General features: G+C 43.8%; 22 protein-coding genes. 12 read left to right on the forward strand and 10 right to left on the reverse strand.

Annotated features, from left to right (window positions below):
• The 4 genes from MVI27_RS00005 to MVI27_RS00020 all read right to left on the reverse strand — a co-directional run.
• The coding region (locus tag MVI27_RS00005; protein WP_246958587.1) for a hypothetical protein at positions 1 to 183 on the reverse strand (183 nt) is incomplete at its 3' end.
• 323 nt (positions 184 to 506) lie between these two features.
• Positions 507 to 1,151, reverse strand: coding sequence for a response regulator transcription factor (locus MVI27_RS00010; RefSeq protein WP_246958588.1), 645 nt, complete (start codon positions 1,149 to 1,151; stop codon positions 507 to 509).
• Positions 1,139 to 1,927, reverse strand: coding sequence for a sensor histidine kinase (locus MVI27_RS00015; RefSeq protein WP_246958589.1), 789 nt, complete (start codon positions 1,925 to 1,927; stop codon positions 1,139 to 1,141). The genes MVI27_RS00010 and MVI27_RS00015 overlap by 13 nt, the downstream gene beginning before the upstream one ends.
• Positions 1,908 to 2,600 (reverse strand): hypothetical protein, encoded by a 693-nt coding sequence (locus MVI27_RS00020; protein ID WP_246958590.1) that lies wholly within the window; start codon positions 2,598 to 2,600, stop codon positions 1,908 to 1,910. Before MVI27_RS00020 ends, MVI27_RS00015 begins: the two co-directional genes overlap by 20 nt.
• A gap of 215 nt (positions 2,601 to 2,815) precedes the next feature.
• On the opposite strand from MVI27_RS00020, the gene MVI27_RS00025 reads away from it, so the two are divergent.
• From MVI27_RS00025 to MVI27_RS00050, 6 genes are all read left to right on the forward strand, one after another.
• Positions 2,816 to 3,481: a YggS family pyridoxal phosphate-dependent enzyme gene (locus MVI27_RS00025; RefSeq protein ID WP_246958591.1), complete on the forward strand. Its 666-nt coding sequence runs from the start codon at positions 2,816 to 2,818 to the stop codon at positions 3,479 to 3,481.
• A gap of 80 nt (positions 3,482 to 3,561) precedes the next feature.
• The gene (locus MVI27_RS00030) at positions 3,562 to 4,746 is read left to right on the forward strand and encodes a sigma-54-dependent transcriptional regulator (protein ID WP_246958592.1); all 1,185 of its coding nucleotides are present in this window, start codon (positions 3,562 to 3,564) and stop codon (positions 4,744 to 4,746) included.
• Positions 4,747 to 4,878: 132 nt separating this feature from the next.
• On the forward strand, positions 4,879 to 5,415 hold the full coding sequence (locus tag MVI27_RS00035; RefSeq protein ID WP_246958593.1) for a type 1 glutamine amidotransferase domain-containing protein: 537 nt from the start codon (positions 4,879 to 4,881) through the stop codon (positions 5,413 to 5,415).
• A 10-nt stretch (positions 5,416 to 5,425) separates the two neighbouring features.
• Positions 5,426 to 6,028: a hypothetical protein gene (locus MVI27_RS00040; protein ID WP_246958594.1), complete on the forward strand. Its 603-nt coding sequence runs from the start codon at positions 5,426 to 5,428 to the stop codon at positions 6,026 to 6,028.
• Positions 6,018 to 6,773 carry a DUF72 domain-containing protein gene (locus MVI27_RS00045; RefSeq protein WP_246958595.1) on the forward strand — a complete coding sequence of 252 codons (756 nt, stop codon included), beginning with the start codon at positions 6,018 to 6,020 and terminating at the stop codon, positions 6,771 to 6,773. Before MVI27_RS00040 ends, MVI27_RS00045 begins: the two co-directional genes overlap by 11 nt.
• Before the next feature lie 64 nt (positions 6,774 to 6,837).
• Complete coding sequence (locus tag MVI27_RS00050; protein ID WP_246958596.1) at positions 6,838 to 8,202, forward strand: MATE family efflux transporter; 1,365 nt, start codon at positions 6,838 to 6,840, stop codon at positions 8,200 to 8,202.
• 119 nt (positions 8,203 to 8,321) lie between these two features.
• On the opposite strand, the gene MVI27_RS00055 is transcribed toward MVI27_RS00050, so the two are convergent.
• From MVI27_RS00055 to MVI27_RS00070, 4 genes are read right to left on the reverse strand one after another with little or no spacing between them, the layout of a single operon-like run.
• A complete protein-coding gene (locus MVI27_RS00055) occupies positions 8,322 to 11,477 on the reverse strand; it encodes an efflux RND transporter permease subunit (protein ID WP_246958597.1) in 3,156 nt (1,051 codons plus the stop codon).
• Positions 11,478 to 11,510: 33 nt separating this feature from the next.
• Complete coding sequence (locus tag MVI27_RS00060) at positions 11,511 to 12,563, reverse strand: efflux RND transporter periplasmic adaptor subunit (RefSeq protein WP_246958598.1); 1,053 nt, start codon at positions 12,561 to 12,563, stop codon at positions 11,511 to 11,513.
• Position 12,564: 1 nt separating this feature from the next.
• A complete protein-coding gene (locus MVI27_RS00065; RefSeq protein WP_246958599.1) occupies positions 12,565 to 13,902 on the reverse strand; it encodes a TolC family protein in 1,338 nt (445 codons plus the stop codon).
• Positions 13,903 to 13,907: 5 nt separating this feature from the next.
• Entirely contained in the window at positions 13,908 to 14,501 is a 594-nt protein-coding gene (locus MVI27_RS00070; RefSeq protein ID WP_246958600.1) for a TetR/AcrR family transcriptional regulator, read from the reverse strand.
• A gap of 253 nt (positions 14,502 to 14,754) precedes the next feature.
• Between MVI27_RS00070 and MVI27_RS00075 the strand changes: the two genes are divergently transcribed.
• The 6 genes from MVI27_RS00075 to MVI27_RS00100 are packed head-to-tail and all read left to right on the forward strand — an operon-like array spanning position 14,755 to position 20,134.
• Positions 14,755 to 15,639 carry a hypothetical protein gene (locus MVI27_RS00075; protein ID WP_246958601.1) on the forward strand — a complete coding sequence of 295 codons (885 nt, stop codon included), beginning with the start codon at positions 14,755 to 14,757 and terminating at the stop codon, positions 15,637 to 15,639.
• A gap of 50 nt (positions 15,640 to 15,689) precedes the next feature.
• Positions 15,690 to 16,085, forward strand: a complete 396-nt coding sequence (locus tag MVI27_RS00080) for a hypothetical protein (RefSeq protein ID WP_246958602.1) — start codon at positions 15,690 to 15,692, stop codon at positions 16,083 to 16,085.
• A 31-nt stretch (positions 16,086 to 16,116) separates the two neighbouring features.
• The gene (gene csgH, locus MVI27_RS00085) at positions 16,117 to 16,833 is read left to right on the forward strand and encodes a curli-like amyloid fiber formation chaperone CsgH (RefSeq protein ID WP_246958603.1); all 717 of its coding nucleotides are present in this window, start codon (positions 16,117 to 16,119) and stop codon (positions 16,831 to 16,833) included.
• Between the two features lie 4 nt (positions 16,834 to 16,837).
• Positions 16,838 to 17,248 (forward strand): curli production assembly/transport component CsgF, encoded by a 411-nt coding sequence (locus tag MVI27_RS00090; RefSeq protein WP_246958604.1) that lies wholly within the window; start codon positions 16,838 to 16,840, stop codon positions 17,246 to 17,248.
• Positions 17,249 to 17,261: 13 nt separating this feature from the next.
• Positions 17,262 to 18,644, forward strand: coding sequence for a CsgG/HfaB family protein (locus tag MVI27_RS00095; RefSeq protein WP_246958605.1), 1,383 nt, complete (start codon positions 17,262 to 17,264; stop codon positions 18,642 to 18,644).
• On the forward strand, positions 18,641 to 20,134 hold the full coding sequence (locus MVI27_RS00100; RefSeq protein ID WP_246958606.1) for a carboxypeptidase-like regulatory domain-containing protein: 1,494 nt from the start codon (positions 18,641 to 18,643) through the stop codon (positions 20,132 to 20,134). Before MVI27_RS00095 ends, MVI27_RS00100 begins: the two co-directional genes overlap by 4 nt.
• Before the next feature lie 109 nt (positions 20,135 to 20,243).
• Here MVI27_RS00100 and MVI27_RS00105 read toward each other — a convergent pair whose 3' ends face one another.
• Together MVI27_RS00105 and dnaE are read right to left on the reverse strand one after the other, a co-directional pair.
• Positions 20,244 to 20,900, reverse strand: a complete 657-nt coding sequence (locus tag MVI27_RS00105) for a LuxR C-terminal-related transcriptional regulator (RefSeq protein ID WP_246958607.1) — start codon at positions 20,898 to 20,900, stop codon at positions 20,244 to 20,246.
• 113 nt (positions 20,901 to 21,013) lie between these two features.
• The gene (dnaE, locus tag MVI27_RS00110) at positions 21,014 to 25,663 is read right to left on the reverse strand and encodes a DNA polymerase III subunit alpha (protein ID WP_246958608.1); all 4,650 of its coding nucleotides are present in this window, start codon (positions 25,661 to 25,663) and stop codon (positions 21,014 to 21,016) included.
• Positions 25,664 to 25,783 lie beyond the last annotated feature (120 nt).

Here is a 25,783-nt window from a genome sequence, read left to right on the forward strand (position 1 = left end):
GCATCCCAAAGCTCCTGAAAGCTCTGAAACACCGCGCTTCTTCCCCTTTTCCTCAATCGTACCCCTTCGCTGTCTACTCGTTTCCTTTTGACTCTGCAAAAATAGGCACATTATTTGAATGAGCAAGGGGTTTGACGTTTTATATTTTAAACGAATGTTTAAAGTGCTGATATTCTGCTCCAAAACTTTAAACTAAATAATTATTTAGGATTTCTATATTGCGATTACTTTCCAACTGTTCAAATATAAAGCATAGACGAAGTTATTTTCTCCAAGACCCTATGTTCAATCGACAAAATGCAGCTTTAATAAACAATCATATATATACTGTCAAAATTACTGCTAAGAAAATCCATTAATAATTATGGCGTACGCTCCTTAACATACATAAGCTGAAAAAACCGGTCTTTCAACCGGTAAAAAATTTGTTCGTCATTTGTGCTTTTAGAACCGGTATAAAGATATAGTGAGAAATCATACCAGTAAACCGTGAAATCACCCTATTTCTAAGAAAGCCCGTGTTTAATTGCAAACAATACGATGCCTACCCTGGTTTTCACATTAAGCTTCGCAAAAACGGAATCACGGTAGCCATCTACTGTGCGCGGGCTCACAAACATCTGGTCGGCGATTTCTTTGTACGTCAGTTCAGAGCAGGATAATTTTATAAAATCAAGCTCACGGCTTTTCAACGAATCTGTTATTTCTTTGGTTGCTTTTTCTTCCGTCTTAATTTTAAGTAAGCTTTGGGTAACAATATCTGTATAGAAAATTCCTTTTTCATGGACAATACGAATCGCATCGAATAAGGTTTCGGGTGACATGTCTTTTAATAAGTACCCCTTGGCACCGGCCTTAAGCATATTGATGATCGTCGCTTCGTCATCTTCCATCGTGAGCGCAATAATTTTCATGTCCGGGTAAAGCTCGGATACTTCGCGCGTAGTTTCAATACCATTTTGGATTGGCATGTTGATATCCATTAACACCACATCCGGCTTTTCTTCTGATTGTTTTAATGAACTGACAAAATCCTGTCCGTTAAAACAAGTCATCAGCACACGAAGATCTTCATTGGCGGAAATCATATTTTCCAAGGCTTTGGAGACCAGCTTATGGTCATCCACAATGGCTACTTTTACGGGTTCCATAATGGTTCTCTTTTATAAGTGAGGGTTATTTCAGTTCCATGATTGGCAGTTGATCGAAGGCGGAAATCCGCGTTAATAATCTTAGCCCGGTTCTTCATATTTTTCAGGCCGCTGCCATCATTTACATTCTTCTGACTAAATCCAATACCGAAATCCACCACCGTAATTACCATTTCTTCCAATTTGTCCTCGATGGTAATTTTCATTTTATTGGAACGCGAATGCTTAATGACATTTGTAATACATTCCTGGACGATCCGAAAGAGGATTAGTTCATGTTCGCGTGCAATCTGCGGTTCATGGTTATTATTGTGGTAATCCACCTGCATCAGGTTCAACCGTTCAATGCGAAAAATTTCCCGCTCGAGCGCCTCCACAAAACCCATTCTGCGCACCTGCGTGCTGATGAAAACTTTGGAAAGATTACGGATATCCTGAATGCATTCGCCCAGCAGCATATTAATTTCCTGAACGATATCTTCACGGTCACCGTCCCCGGCCGTATTAATCTTATTGGTCATCAGCCGCGCCACCGATAATTTTTGTCCCAAATCATCATGCAGTTCCTGTCCTATATAATTAAGCGTCTGTTCTTTTATTTCAACCTGTGATGTTGCCAGTTCCTGCTCAAACCTTGCTTCTTTTTTTTGTTGTGACAGCAGCAGTTCCGACTTTTTCTTTATAAAAACTCCGTATACCATCACCATGGCCAAAATAACAATCATGATAATAAAAGTGCTGATGCCCAGTACAAAATCAATTTCTGTAAGATCCACGTCGCTGACTGTTTTTTCCTTCCGCGTCGAATATGCCAATTAACAATATCGCATATCCCAGCATATTTACAATAAATAAAAGTAGGAAAAATATATTGACATTAATAATTCTGGTGGAAGAATCACCAATTACCATCAGCGGTGTAATTCCTAGATAAATAGCCATCAGGCCAATACATGCCCAAAACGGGTAATATGTCCTTATATATAGTATCTTATCTGAATTAAATGTTTCCCGCAGCACCAAAAATATGTTGGTCATCAGCAGAACAACCTCGAACAGAAAAAATCCTACTGGCAATCTGTTGAAAAAATCAGTTTCAAAATAAACAAACAGCGAATAGCCAATCACCAGGCAAACCATGCTGATCACATTTATAACCTTTGACCAATACTGCCGCAGTACTTTATGGAAGTAAATAAAAAGAATCAGAAAAGAACCGAAATTCACGCAAATGCTGTACAGTGCTTTCGTATGGAAAACGATGCCTGTCTGATGAATGATAAAAATAACAATATTAGTCGTGGTGATCAGAATATTACCGGCAATGAAACAGATGATGCCGCGCCCCAGTTGTTTATGCTTCCAGAGCAAGGCCGCCAGGAAAATCAGCAGCAGCGAAATCTGAATAATAGAACCTATGGTCTGGTCCCATTCGATAAGATTCATCATAATGGTGACATTCGGTGGTCTGAAACTACTTTAAAAAAAATTAAATTGAAAGATTCCTTTCAATCCTGCTGCAAAAGTAATCGTAGGATTCGGGAAAGTAGTTAGTGAAATCACCCTTATTATGCATAAACAGGAAGAAAACACAATTCCTCACGCGAACAGCCGTTTGCCTGAACCGTCAAAAACCCGTATTTTTAACGCCATTATTTAAAAAAATGCTTCAAACCCCTTCTGATCTGCAAAAACAATACGAAACGGTACGTGATCTATTGCCCGAAAATGTGCAGTTGGTTGCTGTATCGAAAACACACCCTGTTGAAAAAATTCAGGAAGTGTATCATCTAGGACAACGCGTATTCGGTGAAAATAAAGTTCAGGAGATGACGGAAAAAGCCGCCGTGCTTCCGGAGGATATCCGCTGGCATCTGATCGGGCATTTGCAGCGCAACAAAGTGAAATACATCACGCCTTTTGTTCATATGATTGAAAGTGTGGATTCGGAGAAACTTTTGGCTGAAATCAGCAAGGAAGCGCAGAAATGCGGGCGAACCATTAATGTTCTGCTACAAGTGAAAATCGCACAGGAAGACCAGAAATACGGTCTTGAGATTAATGAAACCAAAGAACTGCTTATGCAGCATGCGCAAGGCCATTTTCCGGGTACGCAAATAAGAGGGCTGATGGGCATGGCTACCTTTACGCAACACCGGCAGCAAATTGAAGCAGAATTCACCATGTTAAAACATTTGTACGATCAGCTCAGTGCGCGCTATCAGTTAACCACTTTATCAATGGGTATGAGCGGCGATTTCCAGCTGGCGATTAGCTGTGGAAGCAACTCTGTGCGCATCGGTTCGCTTATATTCGGCAGCCGCGCATGAGGGCTGATGGGTATGATTGTTGCTACGTTAGATGCTGAAATTCCAATAATTAAACTTACTAAAAAAATAAAATTTTTCTAATGCAAAGAATCTTGATTGTCGAGGATGAAAAAGCCATTTCCGGTGTACTCCACTCTATTTTATCCGATGAGTTGCCAGATTATGAATTTACTGTAGCTGAAGATGGCCACGAAGGATATAAATTTCTGGAAAAGGAAGATTTCGACTTGGTCCTGTCTGATATTAAAATGCCGAAGATGTCCGGAACGGATCTCCTCAAGCAAGGATTGCAGTTAAAACCTGATACGACTTTCGTCATGATTTCGGGTCACGCAGATATTGATACAGCGGTGGATTGCCTGAAAGACGGTGCATATGATTTTATCTCAAAACCAATCGATATCAACAGGCTGATCACAAGTGTGCGTAACGCGCTGGATAAAGGCAATCTGCAGAAAACCAATCAGCATCTGAAAAACGAAAACACTACTTTAAAAAAGAAGGTCAATAAGAAGTACCAAATGATCGGTGAGTCGCCGGCTTTACAAAAGATTCAGGATATGATCGCAAAAGTGGCCAGCTCCGACGCGCGGGTACTGATTACCGGTCCGAATGGTGCTGGTAAAGAACTGGTCGCGCATGCCATCCATGCACAGAGCGAAAGAAGCAAGGGCCCGATGATTGAGGTCAACTGTGCCGCCATTCCGTCTGAACTGATCGAGTCTGAATTATTCGGGCATGTGAAAGGTAGTTTCACCGGCGCAATCAAAGATAAGCAAGGGAAATTTGAACTCGCCAACAACGGTACCATTTTCCTGGATGAAATTGGGGATATGTCGCTGATTGCTCAGGCAAAGGTACTTCGCGCCCTGCAGGAAAGCAAAGTCTCACCGGTCGGCAGTGATAAGGAAATTAAAGTAGATGTGCGGGTGCTTGCGGCAACCAATAAGAATATGCAGGAAGAAATTCAGAAAGGACGGTTCCGCGAGGATTTGTACCACCGACTTTCTGTTATTGAAATCTATGTACCGCCATTGGACGAACGTAAGGAAGATATTAAACTGCTGGTGGCGCACTTCACGAAGGCCATTTCGAATGAACACGGCACAGCTCTGAAAGAGTTTGATGACGAAGCAATTAAAGCATTGGAAAGCTACAGTTGGACCGGGAACATACGTGAACTTAGAAACGTGGTGGAACGACTCATTATATTAGGATCAAATCCTGTAAGTGCTGCTGACGTAGAAAGTTTTGTGCGAAAATAACTTCACAGTTTTACATTTAATATATAACCGGAGCCAAGTGCTTCGGTTTTTTTATATTAAAGAAAAGATCATCGCAAAATATAGTCTTCCTGGTGGCAACATATTTGCTGTTCTAAGGCAAAAAATAATATTATGTCAGAATTAAATAACGTAAAAGTAGCCGTGCTGGCGACCGATGGATTTGAACAATCAGAATTGGAAAAACCGGTTCAGGCTTTGAAAGAGGCAGGCGCCGAGGTAAAAATCATCAGCCTCAAAGAAGGTAGCATCCGCGGCATGAAGGATGATCAGTGGGGCGACAGTGTACCTGTCGACGAAGCAGTAGCAAATGCGAACGCAGGAGATTATACGGCGTTGCTGTTACCAGGTGGCGTGATTAATCCTGATACCCTTCGTACGGATACGGACGCGATCAAATTTGTCCAGAACTTCTTCGACCAGCAAAAACCGGTAGCTGCCATTTGTCACGGACCGCAAACTTTAATTAATGCCGAAGTGGTAGACGGAAAGAAAATGACTTCTTACCATTCTGTTTCCAAAGATTTAAAAAATGCGGGCGCACACTGGATCGATGAGGAAGTGGTAACAGACGGAAACCTAACTACCAGCCGCTCACCAAAAGATTTGCCAGCATTTAATAAAAGAATTATCGAAGAATTTAATAAATAAAAGCACCGCCGTGAATGATAAAATTCCACCACAAAGAGACGGCGCACAGAGTAATGCCTATACAAACATTGTGTTGCCCGACGAGAACAGCGCGAAAGAATATTTCCGGCGCGTGAAAAACCGTTTCCTCAATGTGAGTTCATGGGATCACTTTGCCGGACGCGAAAAGGCTAAATTTGAATTGCGTGATCAGTACGGGAATCCAAATCCTCATGTTCCCAAAGTAGGCGATTTTATCAGCGTGCAGGTACCCCTGCTGTCCAATACTGAAAAAGACGGCTACGACTGGGTCCGCATAGAGGAGTTTGAAGACACCCAATTCGGCAGTTCGCAACGTGTTTATATGCGCCTTCGGCCCAGTCCTAGCCCGCTGGACAGTAATACTGAAGTTGCCCATTTCCTCGATGATGAAGCAACTAACAACCTTGAAATCCGGCGTGAAGGTACCCGCGTCAGTGCCGAAGTGCACGCCCGCAATGAAACACCAAACAAAGAAGAAACAAACATCGTGGAGAAAGTGCGGGATTATGTGGTAGGCTTAGGCGGCATGCTCCTCGGCAGCAAGATCCAGTGGCAATCCTTAACTGATGGATTAATTAATAATGAAGAGTAATGTAATTAAGGTAGGCTGCTCTTCCTTTTCGGTCGGCTTCTGGAAGGGGATTTTCTATCCGGATAGTTTACCGTCGCGCGAGTATTTGTCATTTTATGCGCAATACCTGCCCGCAGTGGAAATTAATACCACATTCTACGGAACGCCAACTCCGAAAACCTTGCAAAAATGGTTTGACAGCACGCCTGCCGATTTTCAGTTTTTTATAAAAATGCCAAAGGAAATCACGCATACCCGTCGTCTTGAAAACATCGGCGACCTTGCTGAAAACTTTTGCAACCATATTTCCGGTCATCTTGGGCGCAAGCTGGCCGGCTTTCTGTATCAACTGCCGCCCTCTTTTCATTACTCGGCTGAAAACCTAAAGTCCGTACTGGCCGCAGTAGTTCCTCACTATCGGAATGTCGTGGAGTTTCGGCATATTTCCTGGTGGACGGAAGAAGTTTTGCAAACGCTGGAAGAACATGGAATTATTTTTTGCGGCGTTTCATATCCCGGCAATATCCCCGATGAATTTATTATCAATAATAAGGAGGCTGCATATTACCGGATGCACGGCGTACCGCAATTATTTAAATCCAGATACGACAATTTATTTTTAGATAAGATCGCAACTGAAGCGCAGAATGCCAACCGGGAAGTATTTCTATTTTTTAATAATACCTTCGGAACGTCCGGAATTATCAATGCGATTGAAATGATGAATCTGCTCGGCTTCCCCACAGAAGTGCTCAAAGACAATTAAAACAGGAAGTCGACCGCTAAAACAGATTGTTTGCCGTATTTTTGCAGCTTAAATTTTTTCAGCTATGGCCTTTCTGAATCGTTCGTACACGAAAGCACTCCTCACACTCGCACTCCCGGTTATGGTAACCCAGGTAGGCCAGGTTTCCGTGAATCTTTTTGACAATATTATTGTCGGGAAGTTACTGGGAGCGCAGGCGCTGGCTTCGGTCTCACTGGGAAACGCGGTATTCTTTTCCATTTTTGTCTTTGCGCTTGGTTTTTCGCTCGCGATTCCGCCGCTGGTTTCAGAGGCGCATTCCCGGGGCGATCACGAAACCATTAATTCCGTTTTTCGCCATGGCTTTATTATTAATATGACGATTGGTTTACTGCTCATGATATTGCTGCTGGTCGCAATGCCCCTGCTCTATCATATGGATCAGCCGCCGGAAGTCATTCCCGATACAATTAAGTTTTTGGTGATTATGACGGTCAGCATTCTTCCGTTTATGGCGTTCCAGACCTTGCGTGAAGTTTCGGAAGGACTGTCATTTACGGTTGGGGTAACCAAAGCAACGATCATTGCCAATGTCATCAATATTGCCTTAAACTACGTTTTCATTAAAGGTCTGCTCGGCTTTCCACCGATGGGTGTTCAGGGTTCTGCATTGGCGAGCCTGATCGCGCGGATTTTTATGGTGGTATTTCTCTATTATGTATTATTAAAAGAGAAAAAAACCAGACAGTATATTAAAGCGTTTTATATTAAGTTTACCGGCTTTTCGCGCCAGATGTTCAGCAAAATGCTGCGCATCGGGTTCCCTACTGCTTTGCAAATGTTTTTTGAAGTAACGGCTTTTGCGGGCGCTGCTTTCATCTGCGGATTAATTTCTGCTAAGGACATTGCTTCCCACCAGATCGCACTTTCGATGGCTTCATTTACATTTAATTTATGCATCGGATTCAGTGTGGCTTCGACCGTATTGATCGGACGGAAATCCGGTGAAGGTGATTATGTCGGATTAAAAGGGATGGGCGTTAACAACCTGAAAATTGCCTTTATCTTTATGCTTTTCTGCGGTCTGTTCTTTATCGTAGGGCGCAATATTTTGCCGACGTTCTTCACCCAGGCGGAGGATGTTGCCGTTATTTTGCTGGCTTCAAAACTTTTAATTATTGCGGCGCTGTTTCAGTTATCGGATGGTGTGCAGGTCGTGGCCCTGGGCAGCTTACGCGGTATTCAGGATGTGAAAATCCCTTCAATTATCACCTTTATTGCCTACTGGATCATTACCATTCCGCTGGGTTATGTGTTGTGCGTCACTTTCAAAATGGGCGCCTTCGGAATGTGGATTGCCCTTGGACTTGGCCTGACGATTTCGGCAGTATTGCTGGTTAAAAGATTCTTAACGCTGGCGCAAAAAAAGATCGTAGCTGCCGGGTTATAAGGTATTATTTTAAAGATAAACTTTATAGAAAGATAAAGAGAGATTTAGTTTACACGTATTTAAATCAAAGAGAGCTGCCCGGAAACGAGCAGCTCTCTTCTTCATCAAACTAAACTAAATTAAAAACCGATTTCATTCTCGGGATGGATATGCTCATAGTCAGCAGTCATCGCGTCCTGATAATCTGTTTTCTCTTTCTTTTCAAATCGCTTCTCAATGCGAACCACGATGTAATATACCACCGGTACAATAATCAGTGTCAGGAACAGGGAGGAAATCAAACCACCGATGATCACGATCGCCAGACCATTGTTCATTTCCGCGGCTGCACCGGTAGCCATCGCAATTGGCAGCATCCCGAATACCATCGCAATGGTTGTCATCAGAATCGGTCGCAAACGGGCGTGGTTGGCCTGCACCAGCGCATTCTCTATAGTTTCCCCGGTTTCTAACCGGTGATTGGCAAAGTCAACCAAAAGGATCGCATTTTTCGCCACCAGACCAATCAACATGATGATTCCCAGAATGGTAAAGATGTTCAAACTCTGATTGGTGAGTGCCAGTGCCCACAGTGCTCCAATAAAGGAAAGCGGGATGGAGAACAATACAATAAACGGCTTCACAAAGTCATCATACAGTACCACCATAATCATATATACCAGCATAATCGCAGCAAGTAAGGCTACCCCGAGGGTACCGAAACCTTCGCTCTGGTTTTCCATGTTACCGCCCCATACCCAGTTTACGCCGGCAGGTTTCTTAACGTTTGCCAGTTTTGCTTCCCATTCAGAAGCCACTGTACCGGTCGTTTTACCCACCACTTGAGACTGAACGGTTACAGACGGGCTACGGTCATATCTTTCCAGTAAGGCCGGTCCGGATGTAAAGTTAATATCCGCAAACTGCGCCAGCTGTACTTTGTTTCCGTCATTATTAATGAAAGTAATATTACGTACGTCTTCAATGTTGCTTCGGTTCGCTTCATCCAGAATGATATTGATATCATATTCATTGTTACCGGTACGGAACTTATTGTCATTATTACCGCTAAAAGCAGTACGAAGCGTCTGTCCGACGGTGGCTACATTTAGACCAAGCGAAGTCATTTTATCGCGGTTCACGGTGACGGAAATTTCCGGGTTTCCTTCTTCCACACTTAACTTTACTTCTGAAGCACCATCAATCGACAGCAATTGCGCTTCTGCCTGTTTCGCGAAAGCCATGGCATCTTCCAGAGTGGTTCCGGTAATCGTCATTTGCAGCGGCGCCTGTTCAGCACCCATAAAGCCAACCGGAATGGTCGTTACTTTCGCACCTACCAGAATTTTCTCCAAATCGCGTTTCAGTCTTGCCGCATACACGTTTGTAGGCTCGTCCCTTTCGCTTTTGTCTGTAAGTTCCACGGAGATTTCAGATTTATAATTGGTAGACTGCACTGCGCCCATCCCACCACTGACGGAACCTACAGAGGTAATCATTTTAATGATTTCCGGTTTGGTTGCCAGATATTTCTCCGCGCGTTGGGTCAGGAAGTTAGTTTCTTCCAAAGAGGTATCTTTCGGCATTTCCATCTGCACCAGGAATTCTCCTTTATCGTTGCCCGGGAAAAAGTCGGAGCCGATATACCCCATAACCAATAATGCTATCGAGGAAGCAAACAACAGGAAAGTGACTGCAAATGTTTTAATTTTATGATGCAGACTCCACTTCAGCAGGTTTTCAATTTTGTGTGTAAACCAAGTCAGCCCTTCTTCAAATTTTAAAATAATACGGCCGAAGAAAGATTTATTACTGATGGTTTCCAGTTTACCATATCTGGAGAACAACCATGGCACCACGGTAAATGATATTAATAAAGACAACAGTGTCGCGATAATTACCGTTACACAGAACTGCTTAATAATATCGGAAACCAAACCGGTACTTAAAGCAATCGGCAGGAATACCACCACAATTACCAGCGTGATCGCCGTTACGGTAAATCCGATTTCTGAAGCTCCGTCATAAGCAGCGCGCACTTTATTTTTACCCATCTCCATGTGCCGGTGAATATTCTCAATGACCACGATCGCATCATCCACCAGAATACCTACTACCAGGGAAAGTCCCAGCAAACTCAAAAGGTTAAGGCTGTAACCGAATAAATTAAGCCCGATGAAGGTTGCAATCAAAGAGGCTGGAATTGCCACCATTACAATAAGCGCATTCCGCAAACTGTGCAGGAAAAACAACATTACAAAGGCTACCAGCCCTACCGCGATCACTAAGTCTTTGATAACAGCATTCGCGGCCTTTAATGTAAATACAGAAGTATCACTCGCTACTGTAATCTTAATGTTTTGTGCTTTGTACTGTTCTTCCAGTTGTACAATCTTCTCCTGTACCAGACGGCTCACTTCTACCGCGTTGGCGTCGGTTTGTTTCTGCACCTGCAGCAACATTGTATTTTGCTGGTTAATACGTGCCAGCTTGTCTGCCTGTTTCTGCGTATCCTGTACTTCAGCAATATCAGACAGTCTGATGTTTTGTCCGTTCTGCGAGGAAATTGTCAGGTTGCGCAACTCATCTACGGAATTAATCTTACCGGCGAGGCGAATCAGGGTACTGTTCTGGCGCGTACGCAAACTTCCGGTTGGGAAATCCAGGTTACTCATGGTGATAACCTGCTGCACCTGAGGAATGGTAAGCCCGTATCCTTCCAGTTTTTCCTGGTTCAGATTAATACGGATTTCGCGTTCCTGCCCACCGACGATATCCACTTTGGAAACCCCGGGAATACGGGAGAATTCCGGCTGAAGACGGTTGTCAATCAAATCATATAATTCGTTTTCGGTCAGGTTCGCCGTAACACCCATCCGGACAATCGGCAGGTCCGAGAGTGAGAACTGGCTGAGCGACGGTTCATCAATATCTTCCGGTAAATCAGAACGGATGGCATTGATTTTCCGCTGGGCTTCATTTAAGGCAAAGTCCACATCGGCGTCATTATTAAATTGCACAACGACTACCGAGAGACTTTCATAGGATTTAGACTGAATTTTTTTCACTCCTTCCAAGGCCGAAACGGCATCTTCTATTTTTCGGGAAACGGTATTTTCCACCTCGGCGGGCGAGGCTCCGGGATACACCGTTGCAACCGTGATGACCTTTACTTCAAACTTCGGAATAAGTTCATAGTTCAGCTGTGAATAGCTGAATAAACCACCGATGATGAGTAAGGCGAGCATCACGATGACCACACTGGGTCTTTTTATCGATACTTCTGCTAATTTCATTTAATATTTTTTCTGTTTCCTGAATGGAAATGATTATAGTTTACGAACCTTGGTTTTGTCGGTCAGGTTAATCTGTCCACTGGTCACCACTTCATCACCGGCTTTCAGGCCGCTGACCACTTGTACCTTATCACCGTAATTGGTTCCACTTTGGATTTTGGTAAGGTAGGCCACGTTATTTTTAACCACAAAAACCAGATTGTCGCTCACGCTGCCCACAAAAGCTTCACGCGGAATGGTAAGCGCCTGAGAATCTCCGCTGCGGGTAAATATGGCAGTTCCGTACATGCCTGCTTTCAACTTGTTAAAGCTGTTCGGCACCGTGATTTCAATCGGGAATTTCAGCGCTCCGGAGGCGGAGGGCGCAATGAAGGTAATGCGTCCGTCGATGGTGCCTTCTATAACGTCTGGCTTTACCTTAACCGTGTTACCAACAGCCAGATCGCTGACCAGAGACTGGTCCACATCTACCTTTAATTTAACCGAAGAAATATCCACAATCTCGATAATCGGCGTTCCCGGTGCTACCACGCTCCCTACTTCCACAAATTTCTGATTTACAATTCCGGAAACTTTAGAAATTATATTCGTGTCACCGGATTGCAGATTGGTGGACTGCAATTGTGCGCGTGCGTTCTTCACCTGCAGGCGGGCCTGATCCAGCTGAAGCGCCGTAACCCCGCCGGTTTTATATGCATTTTCATAACGGGTTAAGGCCATTTGGGCACTTTCCAGGTTGGCTTTGGCATTCGCCACATTCACGGAAATCTTTTCACCGCCCAGTCGCCCGATGCTTTGTCCGGCGCGTACATAACTTCCCTCTTTCACATTCAGTGCAACCAGCTGACCGCTGATTTCTGCCGCAATCTGCGCCTGACGGTTCGGCAAAAAGGTTCCGTTTACGGAGAATTCTCCACTCACTTCCTCCTTTTTCACAATCGCCGTACGCACGGCCACATCTGTGTTCTTTTCTGCTACAACAGCTACGTGTTCTTCATTCTTGGCTTTGTTGCGCTGCAGTATAAAAAAGAATGCAACCGCAATACCGACAACGGCCAGAATGGTAATTAATGTATTTTTCTTCATTTTAATAGTTTATTTCGCTTAAGGTTCGTAGTTTTCCCTGAGACTTCAGCAGGTCAATTTCTGCCAGTTTATAATCAAGTTGAGCGCGGGTTAAATTATTTTTAGCCTCCGTGAGGTCACGCTCCGCATCCAGAATATCGTTTAAGGTCGCCAAGCCGTACTGATAATTGCTTCGCGTATTGGAAAGCACTTCTTCTGCCAGCTTCACATTTTCCTCCTGCATGCCAATGGTGGTTTCATTATTTTCCAGCTGAGCAATGGCATTATGATATGCGAGATCCAGTCCTAAAGTAGTTTCGCGCAAGTCTGCCTGTGCTTTTTCAATCTCAATGGAGTTAAGTTCCACACGGGCTTTTGTTGCAAATCCATTGAACACCGGAATACGGATGTTCAATCCAATGGACGCAAGATCAGACCAGAAAACGCCGTTCTTCTCTCCATAAAATAAAGGAAATTTCTCACCTTGCCCCAGGAAACCATAATTTGCGGACAGTGCCACGGTAGGATAGTACTCCGCTTCCGATGCCTTTTTTTTCCAGTTCAATAATTCGATTTGCTTGTTCAGCAATTTAACTTCGGTACGCGCGGCAAAATCTGCGCTGCGGTCGGCAAGGAAAGAAGGTTCGAAAGTTTGTTCCGGTAAACTAATCTCTTCTGCGATGGGCATTCCGATCATAAACTTCAGCGCATTTTCACTCAGTTCCACCGCATTTTGCAGTTGCTTTTGACTTGAGACAATATTGTTCCTGGCAACGACTACCCGATCATAATCAATCTTGCGGGAAAGACCGGCATCAAATAAACCTTTAATAATCTTAATGGTCTCATTCGTGATTTTAAGGTTGCTCTCGGCATTGTTCAGCATCTGTTCCGCCTGATACACCTGAAAATACGCGTTCGCAACTTTTTCAATAATTTGCTCTTCGGTGAGTTGCGCATTGATTATGTAAAATTCCTGTGTAGATCTGGCCGCTTTTAAACCCACAAATACCTGCTGATTAAAGATGTTCTGGGTGAGCTGCACCATATTGCTACTGGTCCATTTCTGGCCAAAAGCAACTTTAATTTGCTGCCCGGGTGCGCCGAATATTTCGCCAGGTAACAAACTTTCTTGCACAAGTGGGTTATACGTCGTGCTGCTGTTGACGGTAATATTCGGATAGGCATTGGATTTTACTTCCGCAATCTCGGCTTCACCCTTTCGAATGTCCAGGCGCGCTTTTTCCGCATCTGCTTTATGCTGCAGCGCGTATTCAATCGCTTCCGGCAGGGTGAGGACACGCTCCTGAGCGAACAGAAAACTGCTGGCAAATACAAGACTGAAAATTAATTTCTTCATCAGTATTATTTATATTTTTTTAATAGTTTTTTACCTTCTTCTGTGGTGATTGCATTCATATAAAAATGCATAGTTTCTTTTTTATAGTGCACCAAATCAATTTCCGCACTGTCCATAAAGGGCGAACTTTCCAGTGACATCACGAGCTGGAAGAATAACTTGGTATATACTTCCGCATCGAAATCCTCGCGATACACACCTTGCTGCCTTCCTTTCTCGATATTATGAATAAGAACCTCGGCAAACTTGTGCGAAAATTCAATCATATGTCGGGAAAAAATCGCCGGGTAATATCGGATCAGTTGTTTAATGAGCAGGGAATTATTACTGTTCGCCAGTTCATCAATATCCTCATCTCGACAAAACATCCGTTCTACCGCGCACTCGATCTGCTGATTCTGCAGTTGCAACTTTGCGATTACCTCATCGAGCTTATAATGTAATACAGCTTCGATCAGTTCTTCCTTATTTCGATATTTGGTGTACAAAGTCTTTTTAGAAATTCCAAATGCTTTTGAAACATCATCCATCGTCAGCGTTTTGGCGCCATGTTCCAGAAACAAATCACAGGCTTTCGCTAAAAATTCATTTTTTTCCATAAGCAGGCACAAAAGTACGAAAGAAAACTTAGAAACAAAAATAGTTTCCTGGTTTATTTATGACATAAAAACAGATAAGTAAATACGACTTCCTCAAGTCTGTTTCGAGAAACACCTGTTTACACGGGGGTTGATTCACGCAATCATCTCCTGTAATACAACCATTTTAGCATATTACAGAAAAAAAGTGATGCTTCACATAATGCCTCCTTCTACATTTGTATCACAAACTAACCCTAAAAATTTTTTAACCATGAAAAAGTTTTCTATTGGCGTATTAGCGCTATTTGCAGTAGGTTTTTCCTACGGACAGATGAACAGTGATGTTTCTACTCAGTTGGGAAATCACAACGAAGGTGTAATTAACCAGACAGGCTACATGAATGACAATGTGCTGACCCAGGATGGGAACAGAAACAAAGCATTTATTAACCAGACAGGTGATAATAACACAAACTATGCACTAAGCATGGGTAACCGTAACCGAATTGAAGTGGACCAGATGGGTGACAGTAATGATAATATTTCGTACCAATTTGGAAACCGCAACAGAATCGACGTGGATCAAAATGGTGATTACAACTTTGCAATCCAATATCAGGACGGCAACAGAAACAGAGCTACAGTAACCCAGGACGGCACCGCCAACGAATCGCAACAGTGGCAGGTAGGCAACCGCAACCGTGCAATGGTAGACCAGGATGGTGTATGGAATGAAGCATACCAATACCAGGATGGTAACCGCAACCGTGCAGAAGCCACCCAGGACGGCTTCTGGAATATCGCTGTACAGGATCAGGTAGGAAACCGCAACGAAGCAACTTCCAGCCAAACTGGAGATATGAACGACGTGTACCAATACCAATATGGAAACCGAAATAGCGCTGACCATACGCAAAGCGGGGATTTCAACTATGCATTGTCTGATCAATCAGGAAATGACAATACAACGATCGGATGGCAGGATGGTAACAGTAACGTATTGTACCAAACTCAATCCGGTAACAATAACTTCGCTGATGATTATCAACAAGGCAACAATAACTTCGCTGATATCAACCAAAGCGGTAATGGCCATTTCCACTACGGAACCCAGATCGGAAATAACAATTCCCTTACTGTAAACCAATCAAACTAACAACAACCGGCAGGAGCAGCACAACTGCTCCTGCTTCTTTACTCTTTGTGATGAAAAGATTTCTGTTTTTATTGCTGATTATTGTGAGTGTCCGGTCTGGCGCACAAAGTATTGATGTAAAAAACATCAATAGCCATAATATTGTTGAGTTTTATGAACAGTACACCCAGGCAGCCGGCACCCAAAATAATACGCTGACTTTACAGCAGGGCAACCAGAACCATGCTGATATCCGCGACCGCGAGTACGGTAAACTGATGCTGATCCAAAACGGAAATCAAAATCTCACGCTCTTTAATAATGCCAATTCCTATCCTACCAACGCACAGATCCACATTAACGGCAACAACAATTATATTGACATTGCCGGGAGCAACAGCATTTCGGAGGGAATGAAAATAAACATCAATGCGAATGACATGACCATCTTTATGAGAAATTATTAAGAAAAACAACCCTTGAAAACTCTACTTAACAATGAAAACTCTCATTACATTTCTGGTCGCACTATGCACTTCATCACTGGCTACTGCACAGCAGCCGTCCGGTGTGAAGGGGAAAATAGTTACCGACTCACGTGAAGGTCTGCTGAGAATACGTGCTGTTTCAGAAAGCACGGACGACCTGTTTCACACCTTAAATTATATCCTCATCTCCGTAAAACAGGGAAAGAGCGGCAGTTCCAGTAACAAACAAAGCGGCAAATTCTCCCTAAAGCCTCATGAAAGCAAAACACTCTCGGAAAGCACGATCCGGATCGCTAAGGCCGATGCTGTTAAAATTTTTCTGCTCATCAAGGATGACGAGACCGACAAATTAATTGCCCGAGACAGCCTCGAGATTAACGGAGATTACTTCTCTAAAAACGTCAGTTTTATCCCGGAATCCTCCATCGAGCTTTCGGGTATCACGATCGACGAGACCAAAACACGGCCGGGCCAAATGTTTTACGAGGCTTTTTTTAAAAAGTACAATCAAATCCCAAGAAAGGTTGATGGTACCGTTACCGTTACTGAATTACCTGCCTTTGGCCGTAACAGTCGCGTGAACGTTACTATTGATGACCAGGTCATGTATTCCTTCATGACCAAACCGGATGAAGAAGCCATGGAATTTGAAGCGGACCGCGCGCTGGCAGGCATTATCAGATGGTCAGCGGAAAACCAATTGCGCAACAGAGAATTTAAATATTAATATTATGAAACCAATATTAATCCCTCTGGCATTGTGCGCGGTTTTCTGGTGCGGTGCCCAGCAGTTTGTCTACAAGCCTATTAATCCGGCTTTCGGTGGCGACACTTTTAATTACCAATGGCTCATGAGTTCTGCCAGCGCCCAGAATCAGTTCAGCGATACCAGCAGAACAGGACTTAATCTGCGTGATCAAAACTCACTGGACAGTTTTACCGATAATCTGAACCGGCAAATTCTCAACGAATTGTCGCGCAAACTTTTTGGCGACAAATTCGGTGACGGTGACCTGAAACCGGGAACCTATGTTTTTGGTTCTATTTACCTGGAAGTTCTGCAAACGGGTCAGGGCCTTCTCATTTCCATCTTAAACACCAGCACCGGTGAACAGTCGCAAATTGTGATCCCCGGTGGATAAAAAACAATACATTATGACAGCTAAAACTATAATTAAGATTATAGGCTCGCTGCTCTCTCTTTTGTTTCTGTATCAATGCACTTTATTTAATCTGCCCACCAACAGTGAAAAATCTACACTGGGTGAGTATACTTCATACACTCCGGCCATCAGAAACCTGCCACCGCCTAAAGACAAGATTGTAGTAGGCGTCTATAAATTCAGGGATCAGACGGGACAGTATAAAGCAGCAGAAAACGGATCAAACTGGAGCACAGCCGTGCCACAAGGTACCACTTCCATCCTACTTAAAGCTTTGGAAGACAGCAAATGGTTTACCGCCATCGAGCGCGAAAACATTGGGAATTTGTTGAATGAACGGCAAATCATCCGAAGCACACGTAAGGAATACGGCGGCGGAGACGCCACAGAAGCCTCGACACTCCCTCCCCTCTTATTCGCAGGTATGCTGCTGGAAGGTGGAGTTATTTCCTATGACACAAATGTAATGACCGGCGGCATCGGTGCACGCTACTTTGGATTGGGCGCGGGCGCGCAGTACAGACAAGACAGAATCACGGTGTATCTCCGTGCAGTTTCTACGTCGAGCGGTGAAATCCTAAAAACAGTGTATACATCGAAAACGATTTTATCGACGAGTATTAATGGTAACTTTTTCCGTTTTATCGATACGGAGCGGCTTCTGGAGTCCGATGTCGGCATAACCCAAAATGAACCGGTACACCTGGCGGTGACTGAAGCCATTGAGAAAGCAGTGATGTCAATTATAATCGAAGGCGTCCGGGATCAACTGTGGGATAATAAGCAGATGCATGCCGGTGATTTTAATTCTATTATCGACAAATATAATCAGGAGCAAACCATAAACGAGAAACGTATTATCGGCAACAAATTTCCCGAGCAGCAGCGCGGAAAGCTGGCACTTTTCGCTTATGGTGAAGGCTTTAAAATAAAAGGAGATTACACCGACGCCAAAATGAATCTCGGCGGAAAAGGTGGAGTAAAATATTTCATTACCGATAACCTGAACGCAGAAATCAATCTGAGTGCAGTGACACTCGAAAACAGCGGTATTTTGAAAAAGAATCTTTTGGTTTCAGAAGTAAATCTGGAATATTTGTTTTTACCGAAATATAAGCTTTCCCCATTTGTGTATGCAGGCGCCGGTTCATTCTTCTTACCCGAAAAGCCTGCCTACAAAGCGCAGTTCGGAGGTGGATTGGAATATCTGGTATCGCCCAATTTGGGAATCAGAGCAGAATCACAGTACGACCTCGGTTTTACTGATGATTGGGACGGTTTCGTAAACGGCCGCCGAAAAGACATGGGCGTACGGATTGGAGCCGGCTTGATTTATTACTTCGGTGCTAAAAAACCTCAAAGACAAAACAAATGAAAACGATAATACACTATATAGCCATGCTCTTTCTTATTCTGCTGCTGTTTTCCTGCAGTGAAGATCTTGTGGAGCAGGTACAAACCGGTACTTTAAAAGGAGTCGTTATTAAGAAAGGCACCAATCAGCCGCTGAAAAATGTAAAAATCAGCACAGCACCCACTTCTGAAACGGTATTTTCTGCAGAAGACGGAACATTTTCTATTACCAATGTTCCACTGGGCGATTATTCGGTTCGTGCAGAACTGCAGGGGTACCTCACCAATCTGCAGGGTGTAAACATTAAAAATAAGGACCAGACGGTAAGCGTTGTTTTTGAAATGGCGGATGATCAGTCACTCAATACGCCGCCCTCGGTACCGGTACTCATTTCACCGGTTGATAATGCCGTCGATCAACCACTGAATGTGCAGTTAACTTGGTCAGCGACTGATGCTGATTCTCTGGATGTGCCGAAATATACCCTCACCGTTCGGAACAGCCTTGACAACGAAGTATTGACGGTGAAGGATTTAACTGAACCAACATATTCTTTGGAAAATCTGAAATTCGGTGTTACTTATTACTGGCAGGTAGCCGTCTCCGATGGGATACATCCGGCGGTTAATAGTGCTACTTTCAGATTTACAACGAGCGCCACACCCGAAAACCGCTTCCACTACGTCAGGAAAGAAAACGGGAATTACGTAATCTACTCGAGCAATGAAGCTAATGAAAATTTCAAATTTAGTTCTGCCTCGTTTAACAGCTGGCGACCGCGGATGAACCAGAATGCCAAACTTATTGCATTTCTGAGAACGGTCGGCGGCAATGCACAGATTCATACGGCCCGTCCGGATGGTTCGGGCGTCATGCAGGTGACTGCCGTCCCGGTTGCAGGATTTAATAATGCCGAACTGGATTTTGCCTGGAGTAAAAATGGAAAAGAACTGCTCTATCCCAATTTCACGAAGCTGTACCGCATCAATAAAGACGGCAGCGGGTTGCAGCTTGTCCACACCACGCCGGACGGCAGTTTTATCACTGAGTGTGAATGGAGCTACGACGGCAGTAAAATCGCGGTGAAAACCAATGATGCCAATGGTTATAATGTTAAAATATACATTATTGATGTACTTGGAAATATGGTGCAAACAGTACTGCAAAACATTCCGGGCGCCGCAGGCGGTTTGAGCTTTTCGGTTGACGGAACCAAATTGCTGTACAGCTATGATGTTTCCGGGCATCAGGATGCAGATTACCGGCAACTGGATACTCATCTTTTCATCTATGACTTGAATGCTGCTACAGCGACCGATATCTCTGTGGAAAGTGAAAAGCCGGTCGGAATGAATGACCTGGATCCGCGTTTTTCGCCAAACGATGCAGAAGTCATATTTGTGAGCACCAGCAACGACGGTATCTCACAGCGGGAGATCATGAAAATCACCTTACAGGATTATAGTAGAACAAACTTATTCCCCGACGCAGAAATGCCAGATTGGGAGTAAAGTTTTCAAGGGGGTTGAGGAATGTATTTCCTCAACTTTCTTTTTATAAAGCTTTAAAAAAATCCACTTCAGAATTGCTGAAGTGGATTTTCTAACTATTATGAATCAATTAATATTCTACCAGGCGGTTTTCCAGTGCATACTTTACCAGCTGGTTCGAACTGTTAATATTAAATTTGAGCATCATATTGCGACGATGAGATTCCACCGTATGTGTGGAAATAAAAAGACGCTCGGCAATTTCTCGGGACCGCAAACCTTCGCAAATCAAATGCAGTACATCTTTCTCGCGCGCTGTGAGTTCTTCCACGGAACTGTGTTTTGGTTTTGCATCTTCCACACTGCAAATGTAATTAAGCAAAGCGTTTTTAGCATTTTCATTGATGTACACTTTATCTTCCAGCATACACTCGAGCGCTTCCAGAAATTCCTTACCGGTGGTATTATTTCCGAGAAAGCCTTTTGCTCCTTTATCAAAAATACGCTTGATCATTCTCGGTTCCGGAAAAGCGGAATACGTAATGATTTTCAGAGAAGGATTTAGCTCCAGCAACTGTTCAATTTCGTTTCCCACTTCGTGCGAGGTAAGCGGCGAAATATTAAAAAAGATAATGGTTCCCGGATCAGTTACCTGAGTCATCGCTGCCTGCTTTGTGTTTACCGTGATCACTTCACAACTGGTCGTAAAACGACTTTTCGAGAGGAGACAATGCAGACTTTCAGCATAGAGCAACTGGCTTTCGTACAAAATAATTTTGGTTTTCATGTTCATCGTGTTTTGTACGAATATACGAAAAATAGTTAGTAAAATATAATAATTTTAAAATATCGTACCGTGTTTTCACCCCTTTTTTACGTTTTTACTAATAAACCAATATATTAATTGAGGTAAATTTGATACTTCTGTGTTTCATTAAATACCGTAAGCAAATCGTTCGTCAGTTCCAGCTGCGTTTGCATGCTCATGAGTTCCAGCATACTGTTGTCGTCCGGATTGCGGATGAGGAAATTCAGTTTCTGCTCGCCGGTTTCCTGATTAAACTGCTGCCGGAAAAAGTTGATATCTTCTTTTCTGAGGTCGTTCACATCGATCACCACCGTCATTTTCTTAGCAAATTTATCGAAGGCTTCTTTTAAATCGATCACATCATTCACATTTACGAAAACCCGCCCATCTGAAACCTGCGCAAACTTTATTTTAAAAATCACAAAGCGCTGCAAATCAATTTTATCCCGAAGTTTCATGTAATCACGGTCACCCAGTCTGAAAGAATAGGAACCGCTATAATCTTCCAGGGTAAGGAAAGCCACCTTCTCGCCGCTGTTGCGCCCGTCGCGGATTGTGTATTCCGTAATTAGTCCGGCGACCATATATTCCGGCGTGTTATTTTTTAAAGCTTGTTTTTCTTTCCAGGTCAGTTTGTCATTATTAAATAGATCGGGTTGGGTCGGGCTGAAGGCTGTGTTTTTAAAAGCTTCAATTTCATCGAGGTTCAGAAAATTAAAAGCTCCCTTCGGCTCTGCTTTTTTCGTAGCTTCTTCCAGTACCTCATCTTCGCCATCCTCCGCGGCAGACAAATCCACCACATCATCGTCCGTATCTTCGGCTGCAGTAAGATCAGGCGAAAGCAGCACTGCTTCCATCTCTGTTTCTTCTTCCGGCTTCTTTTCCAAAACCTCTTTCCGGCTCAGCGCACCTTGCAGGAAACTGTACTGATAGCGATATTCGTCGAGCGGATGCGCAGAAAGATAGAAGCCAATGATTTCCTTTTCGCGGTTCAGCTTGTGCATATTTTGCCACTCCGGCGCCGGATTGATTTTCGGTTTTTCAATCTGCACTTCTTCGGCAAAGTCGGCAAACAATGAATTTTCAATTTCATTTTTACTTTCCTGAAAGCTTTGTCCGTAGCGAAGCAGTTTTTCCAGATTGGTTTTCCCGGACATATCGATATCAAAATACTGCGCCCGGTGGTAGCGGTCGAGTTCATCGAAAGCACCGGCGATGACCAAACTTTCAGCTACTCTTTTATTAATCTGTGAAGCCGGAATTCTTTCAAAGAAATCATAAATATCGGTAAACCTGCCCTCTTTCCTTGCCTCCACAATGGCTTCACTCGGCCCTTCGCCAATACCTTTAATAGCACCTAAGCCGAAGCGGATCTGCTCCTTATCATTTACCGCAAACTCATACTGTGATTCATTAACATCAGGTCCCAAAACATCAACGCCCATACTTTTGCAATCCTCCATAAATAAAGTAATCTGCTTGGTATTGTTAATGTTATTGGTCATCACGCTGGCCATATATTCTGCTGGATAATTGGCTTTAAGATAAGCCGTCTGATACGCGATCAGTGCATAGCACGTGGAGTGTGACTTATTAAAGGCATATTCGGCGAACGCTTCCCAGTCCTTCCATATTTTATTAAGTTTTTCTTCATCCAGATTATTGGATTTCCCGCCCTCAATAAATTTAGGATACATTTTATCCAGCACATCACGCTGTTTTTTACCCATTGCTTTTCGCAGTGTATCCGCTTCACCTTTGGTAAAGTTGGCGAGTTTTTGCGACAGAAGCATTACCTGCTCCTGATAAACGGTAATGCCGTAGGTTTCCTGCAGATATTCCTTGGTTTCCTCTAAATCGTAGGTAGTTTCCTCGGCACCGTTTTTACGGTTAATAAAGTTTGGAATGTATTTAATGGGCCCCGGGCGGTACAAAGCATTCATCGCAATGAGGTCGGCAAACTCAGTCGGCTTCAGTTCACGCATATACTTCTGCATGCCGGGACTTTCATACTGGAAAATCCCGATGGTGCGTCCTTCCTTAAACAACTGATATGTTTTGGCATCGTCCAGCGGAATCTCATCAGGATTAATATCAACGCCGTGCTTGTCTTTAATCAGCCGGATGGCGTGCTTAATAATCGTTAAAGTACGCAGGCCTAAAAAGTCCATTTTGAGCAGGCCGGCATTTTCCGCCACCGAGTTATCAAACTGCGATACTAAAATGTCCGCATCTTTGGCGGCAATCGTAATCGGAACCAGGTTCGAAATGTCTTCGGGCGTGATAATTACCCCGCAGGCGTGGATTCCGGTATTCCGGATGCATCCTTCCATGCGCTGGGCTGCAGACAGCACTTCGTAGCGCTCGTCTTCCGGATTGGCTAGGATATCTTTCATCTCCTGTGCGAGCATTTGATCTTCCGGCGCCAGCTTGTCAAATTTAGCAAGGGCTTTGGCAATGTTCATTCCCGGCGCAGGCGGAATCAGTCTTGCGATATTGTTGGTATCGGGAATGGGCAGATCCAGAACGCGGCCGGCATCCTTGATCGCAGATTTCCCACCGAGGACAGAGTATGTGATAATCTGCGCCACATTGGATTTACCGTATTTATCAATAACCCACTTAATGATTTTATCGCGTCCTTCGTCATCAAAGTCAATATCAATATCCGGCATTGAGATACGCTCCGGGTTCAGGAAACGCTCAAAAAGGAGATCGTATTTGATCGGATCCACATTGGTAATTCCGGTGCAATAGGCAACGGCTGACCCTGCGGCCGAGCCACGGCCGGGCCCAACCCAAACGCCCATCTTTCGCGCCTCATTACAGAAATCCTGCACAATCAGAAAGTAGCCCGGATAACCCGTGTTAGCTATAACCTCCAGTTCAAAGTCCAGTCGCTCTTTTATTTCATCGCTGATTTTGTCATACCGCTGTTTGGCTCCTTCATAAGTCAAATGCCGCAGGTAAGCGTTCTCCCCTCTTTTTCCGCCATCGAGCTTGTCTTCGTTGTGTATAAACTCTTCAGGAATTTCAAATTCAGGAAGCAGCACATCGCGTTTCAGGGTATAAGGTTCGAATTTAGCAACCAGTTTTTCATAGGCTTCAAAGGCATCAGGATAGGGACTGAAAGTCTGTTTTAACTCGTCGGCATCTTTAATATAAAACTGCTGAGACGGCAGCCCGCGTCTTTTTCCAAAACCTTTACCAACCGGGCTGGTCAGTTTTTCACCGTCTTTTATACAATATAAAATGTCCTGAATATGCGCATCTTTCTTTTCGGTGTAGAAAGTTTCATTTTGCGCGATGATACTGACCTCATGTTTCTCCGAGAATTTAAGCAGAATATCATTCAGGTAATCTTCTTCTTCGATATCGTGATTCTGAAGTTGGGTATAGAAATCATCTCCGAACGTATTTTTCCACCACTCGAAAATTTCCTCTCCTTTTTTTTCTCCGTATTCTAAGATGGTGTTCGGAATATCACCCATGGTGCCGGCTGTCACGGCAATCAGGTTCTGGCGGTACTGCGCTACCATTTCGCGCGAAATCCGCGGCACGCCAAAATAAAAACCGTTCACATATCCCAGGCTCGAAAGTTTTGCCAGGTTTTTATATCCATCAAAGTTTTTCGCCAACAAGACCATATGCGTACGGCGGTCCGGATCGTCTTTCGTAAACTGCTTTTGTTCGGGGCGATCAGATATATAAAACTCACAACCGATAACGGGAATTAAGGGTGCACTGCGCGGCGGAGTTTCGGTAAAAGGCTGATTATTTTCTTCCGCTTCCGCTCGACGTTTCTCATATTCTTCGAACGTTTTTTTAATCTGGTCGTTCGCCTTTTCCACTTCCGAAACAAACTTGAAAGCGCCCATCATATTGCCCAGATCCACCAGGCCCACGGCCGGAAAATTATTGTCCAGTGCTTTTTTAATTAAGTCCTGAATATGCGTGGTCGCCTGCAGCGATGAATAAATACTGTGATTGTGGAAGTTAAAATACTGCCCTAAATCAATATCCTCCGCGTTGCCGTAAGACACCTGCTTTTTGGTGCGGCGGGCAGCCACCTGCCGGCGGATAATAATCGGAAACGGCTGCACCGAATTTGGGTGGATATTTTGAAAATGCTGCAGCTCTTCCGGTGTCATCTTCAGCAGCGACGCGGGAACAATATTGATGCGCACCATTTCGAAAAAAACCTGTGCGGTAGCATTTACGTCTGCCGCGGCATTATGTGCTTCATCAAATTTGGTGTTATATAATTTCTCATATAATTCCTCCAGACGCGGCGGTTTAAACCTGCCACTTTTCCCGCCGCCCAGCTGGCAGAAATCAGTACCCAGCTGCATGGTGTCCGCATAGGGAATATCCGTCAGGCTGTTATGAATATTCTTTCTGAAAAATTCAGCGCCTACGATATTATAATCAAATTCAATGTTGTGTCCCACGATCACTTCCGAGCGCGACAAAACATCTTTAAATTCCTGTAATACTTCTTCCAGCGGCCGCCCTTCCTGCTGTGCCATTTCGGTAGAAATTCCGTGAATTCGCTGGGAAGAGAACGGAATATCGTAGCCTTCGGGTTTAATAATATAATCCTGATTTTCAAGCAGGTTTCCCTCTTTATCGTGTAACTGCCAGGCGATCTGAACCATTCTCGGCCAGTTGTCTGAATCCGACACCGGTGCGTTGAAATTTTTTGGTAAGCCGGTTGTTTCTGTATCAAATACTAAGTACATCTATAAGCACAATTTGTGTAAAATTACATCAATTTTTAACGGAAAAAAAGTTGGAAAATTTTAAAATTTGTTTCTGCTGCTGCACTTAATTTCAGCGTTTATAATTTTAAATTAAAATCA

Origin of the sequence: Chryseobacterium salipaludis, assembly GCF_022968825.1 — a bacterium.
In the GTDB taxonomy this organism is placed as follows: Bacteria; Bacteroidota; Bacteroidia; order Flavobacteriales; family Weeksellaceae; genus Kaistella; species Kaistella salipaludis.

Bases quoted from the DNA above. Each gene is read 5' to 3' on its own strand.
- MVI27_RS00010 (WP_246958588.1), bottom strand. From the start codon at position 1,151: ATGGAACCCGTAAAAGTAGCCATTGTGGATGACCATAAGCTGGTCTCC.
- MVI27_RS00020 (WP_246958590.1), bottom strand. From the start codon at position 2,600: ATGATGAATCTTATCGAATGGGACCAGACCATAGGTTCTATTATTCAG.
- MVI27_RS00025 (WP_246958591.1), top strand. From the start codon at position 2,816: ATGCTTCAAACCCCTTCTGATCTGCAAAAACAATACGAAACGGTACGT.
- MVI27_RS00030 (WP_246958592.1), top strand. From the start codon at position 3,562: ATGCAAAGAATCTTGATTGTCGAGGATGAAAAAGCCATTTCCGGTGTA.
- MVI27_RS00035 (WP_246958593.1), top strand. From the start codon at position 4,879: ATGTCAGAATTAAATAACGTAAAAGTAGCCGTGCTGGCGACCGATGGA.
- MVI27_RS00045 (WP_246958595.1), top strand. From the start codon at position 6,018: ATGAAGAGTAATGTAATTAAGGTAGGCTGCTCTTCCTTTTCGGTCGGC.
- MVI27_RS00050 (WP_246958596.1), top strand. From the start codon at position 6,838: ATGGCCTTTCTGAATCGTTCGTACACGAAAGCACTCCTCACACTCGCA.
- MVI27_RS00055 (WP_246958597.1), bottom strand. From the start codon at position 11,477: ATGAAATTAGCAGAAGTATCGATAAAAAGACCCAGTGTGGTCATCGTG.
- MVI27_RS00060 (WP_246958598.1), bottom strand. From the start codon at position 12,563: ATGAAGAAAAATACATTAATTACCATTCTGGCCGTTGTCGGTATTGCG.
- MVI27_RS00065 (WP_246958599.1), bottom strand. From the start codon at position 13,902: ATGAAGAAATTAATTTTCAGTCTTGTATTTGCCAGCAGTTTTCTGTTC.
- MVI27_RS00070 (WP_246958600.1), bottom strand. From the start codon at position 14,501: ATGGAAAAAAATGAATTTTTAGCGAAAGCCTGTGATTTGTTTCTGGAA.
- MVI27_RS00075 (WP_246958601.1), top strand. From the start codon at position 14,755: ATGAAAAAGTTTTCTATTGGCGTATTAGCGCTATTTGCAGTAGGTTTT.
- MVI27_RS00080 (WP_246958602.1), top strand. From the start codon at position 15,690: ATGAAAAGATTTCTGTTTTTATTGCTGATTATTGTGAGTGTCCGGTCT.
- csgH (WP_246958603.1), top strand. From the start codon at position 16,117: ATGAAAACTCTCATTACATTTCTGGTCGCACTATGCACTTCATCACTG.
- MVI27_RS00090 (WP_246958604.1), top strand. From the start codon at position 16,838: ATGAAACCAATATTAATCCCTCTGGCATTGTGCGCGGTTTTCTGGTGC.
- MVI27_RS00095 (WP_246958605.1), top strand. From the start codon at position 17,262: ATGACAGCTAAAACTATAATTAAGATTATAGGCTCGCTGCTCTCTCTT.
- MVI27_RS00100 (WP_246958606.1), top strand. From the start codon at position 18,641: ATGAAAACGATAATACACTATATAGCCATGCTCTTTCTTATTCTGCTG.
- MVI27_RS00105 (WP_246958607.1), bottom strand. From the start codon at position 20,900: ATGAAAACCAAAATTATTTTGTACGAAAGCCAGTTGCTCTATGCTGAA.
- dnaE (WP_246958608.1), bottom strand. From the start codon at position 25,663: ATGTACTTAGTATTTGATACAGAAACAACCGGCTTACCAAAAAATTTC.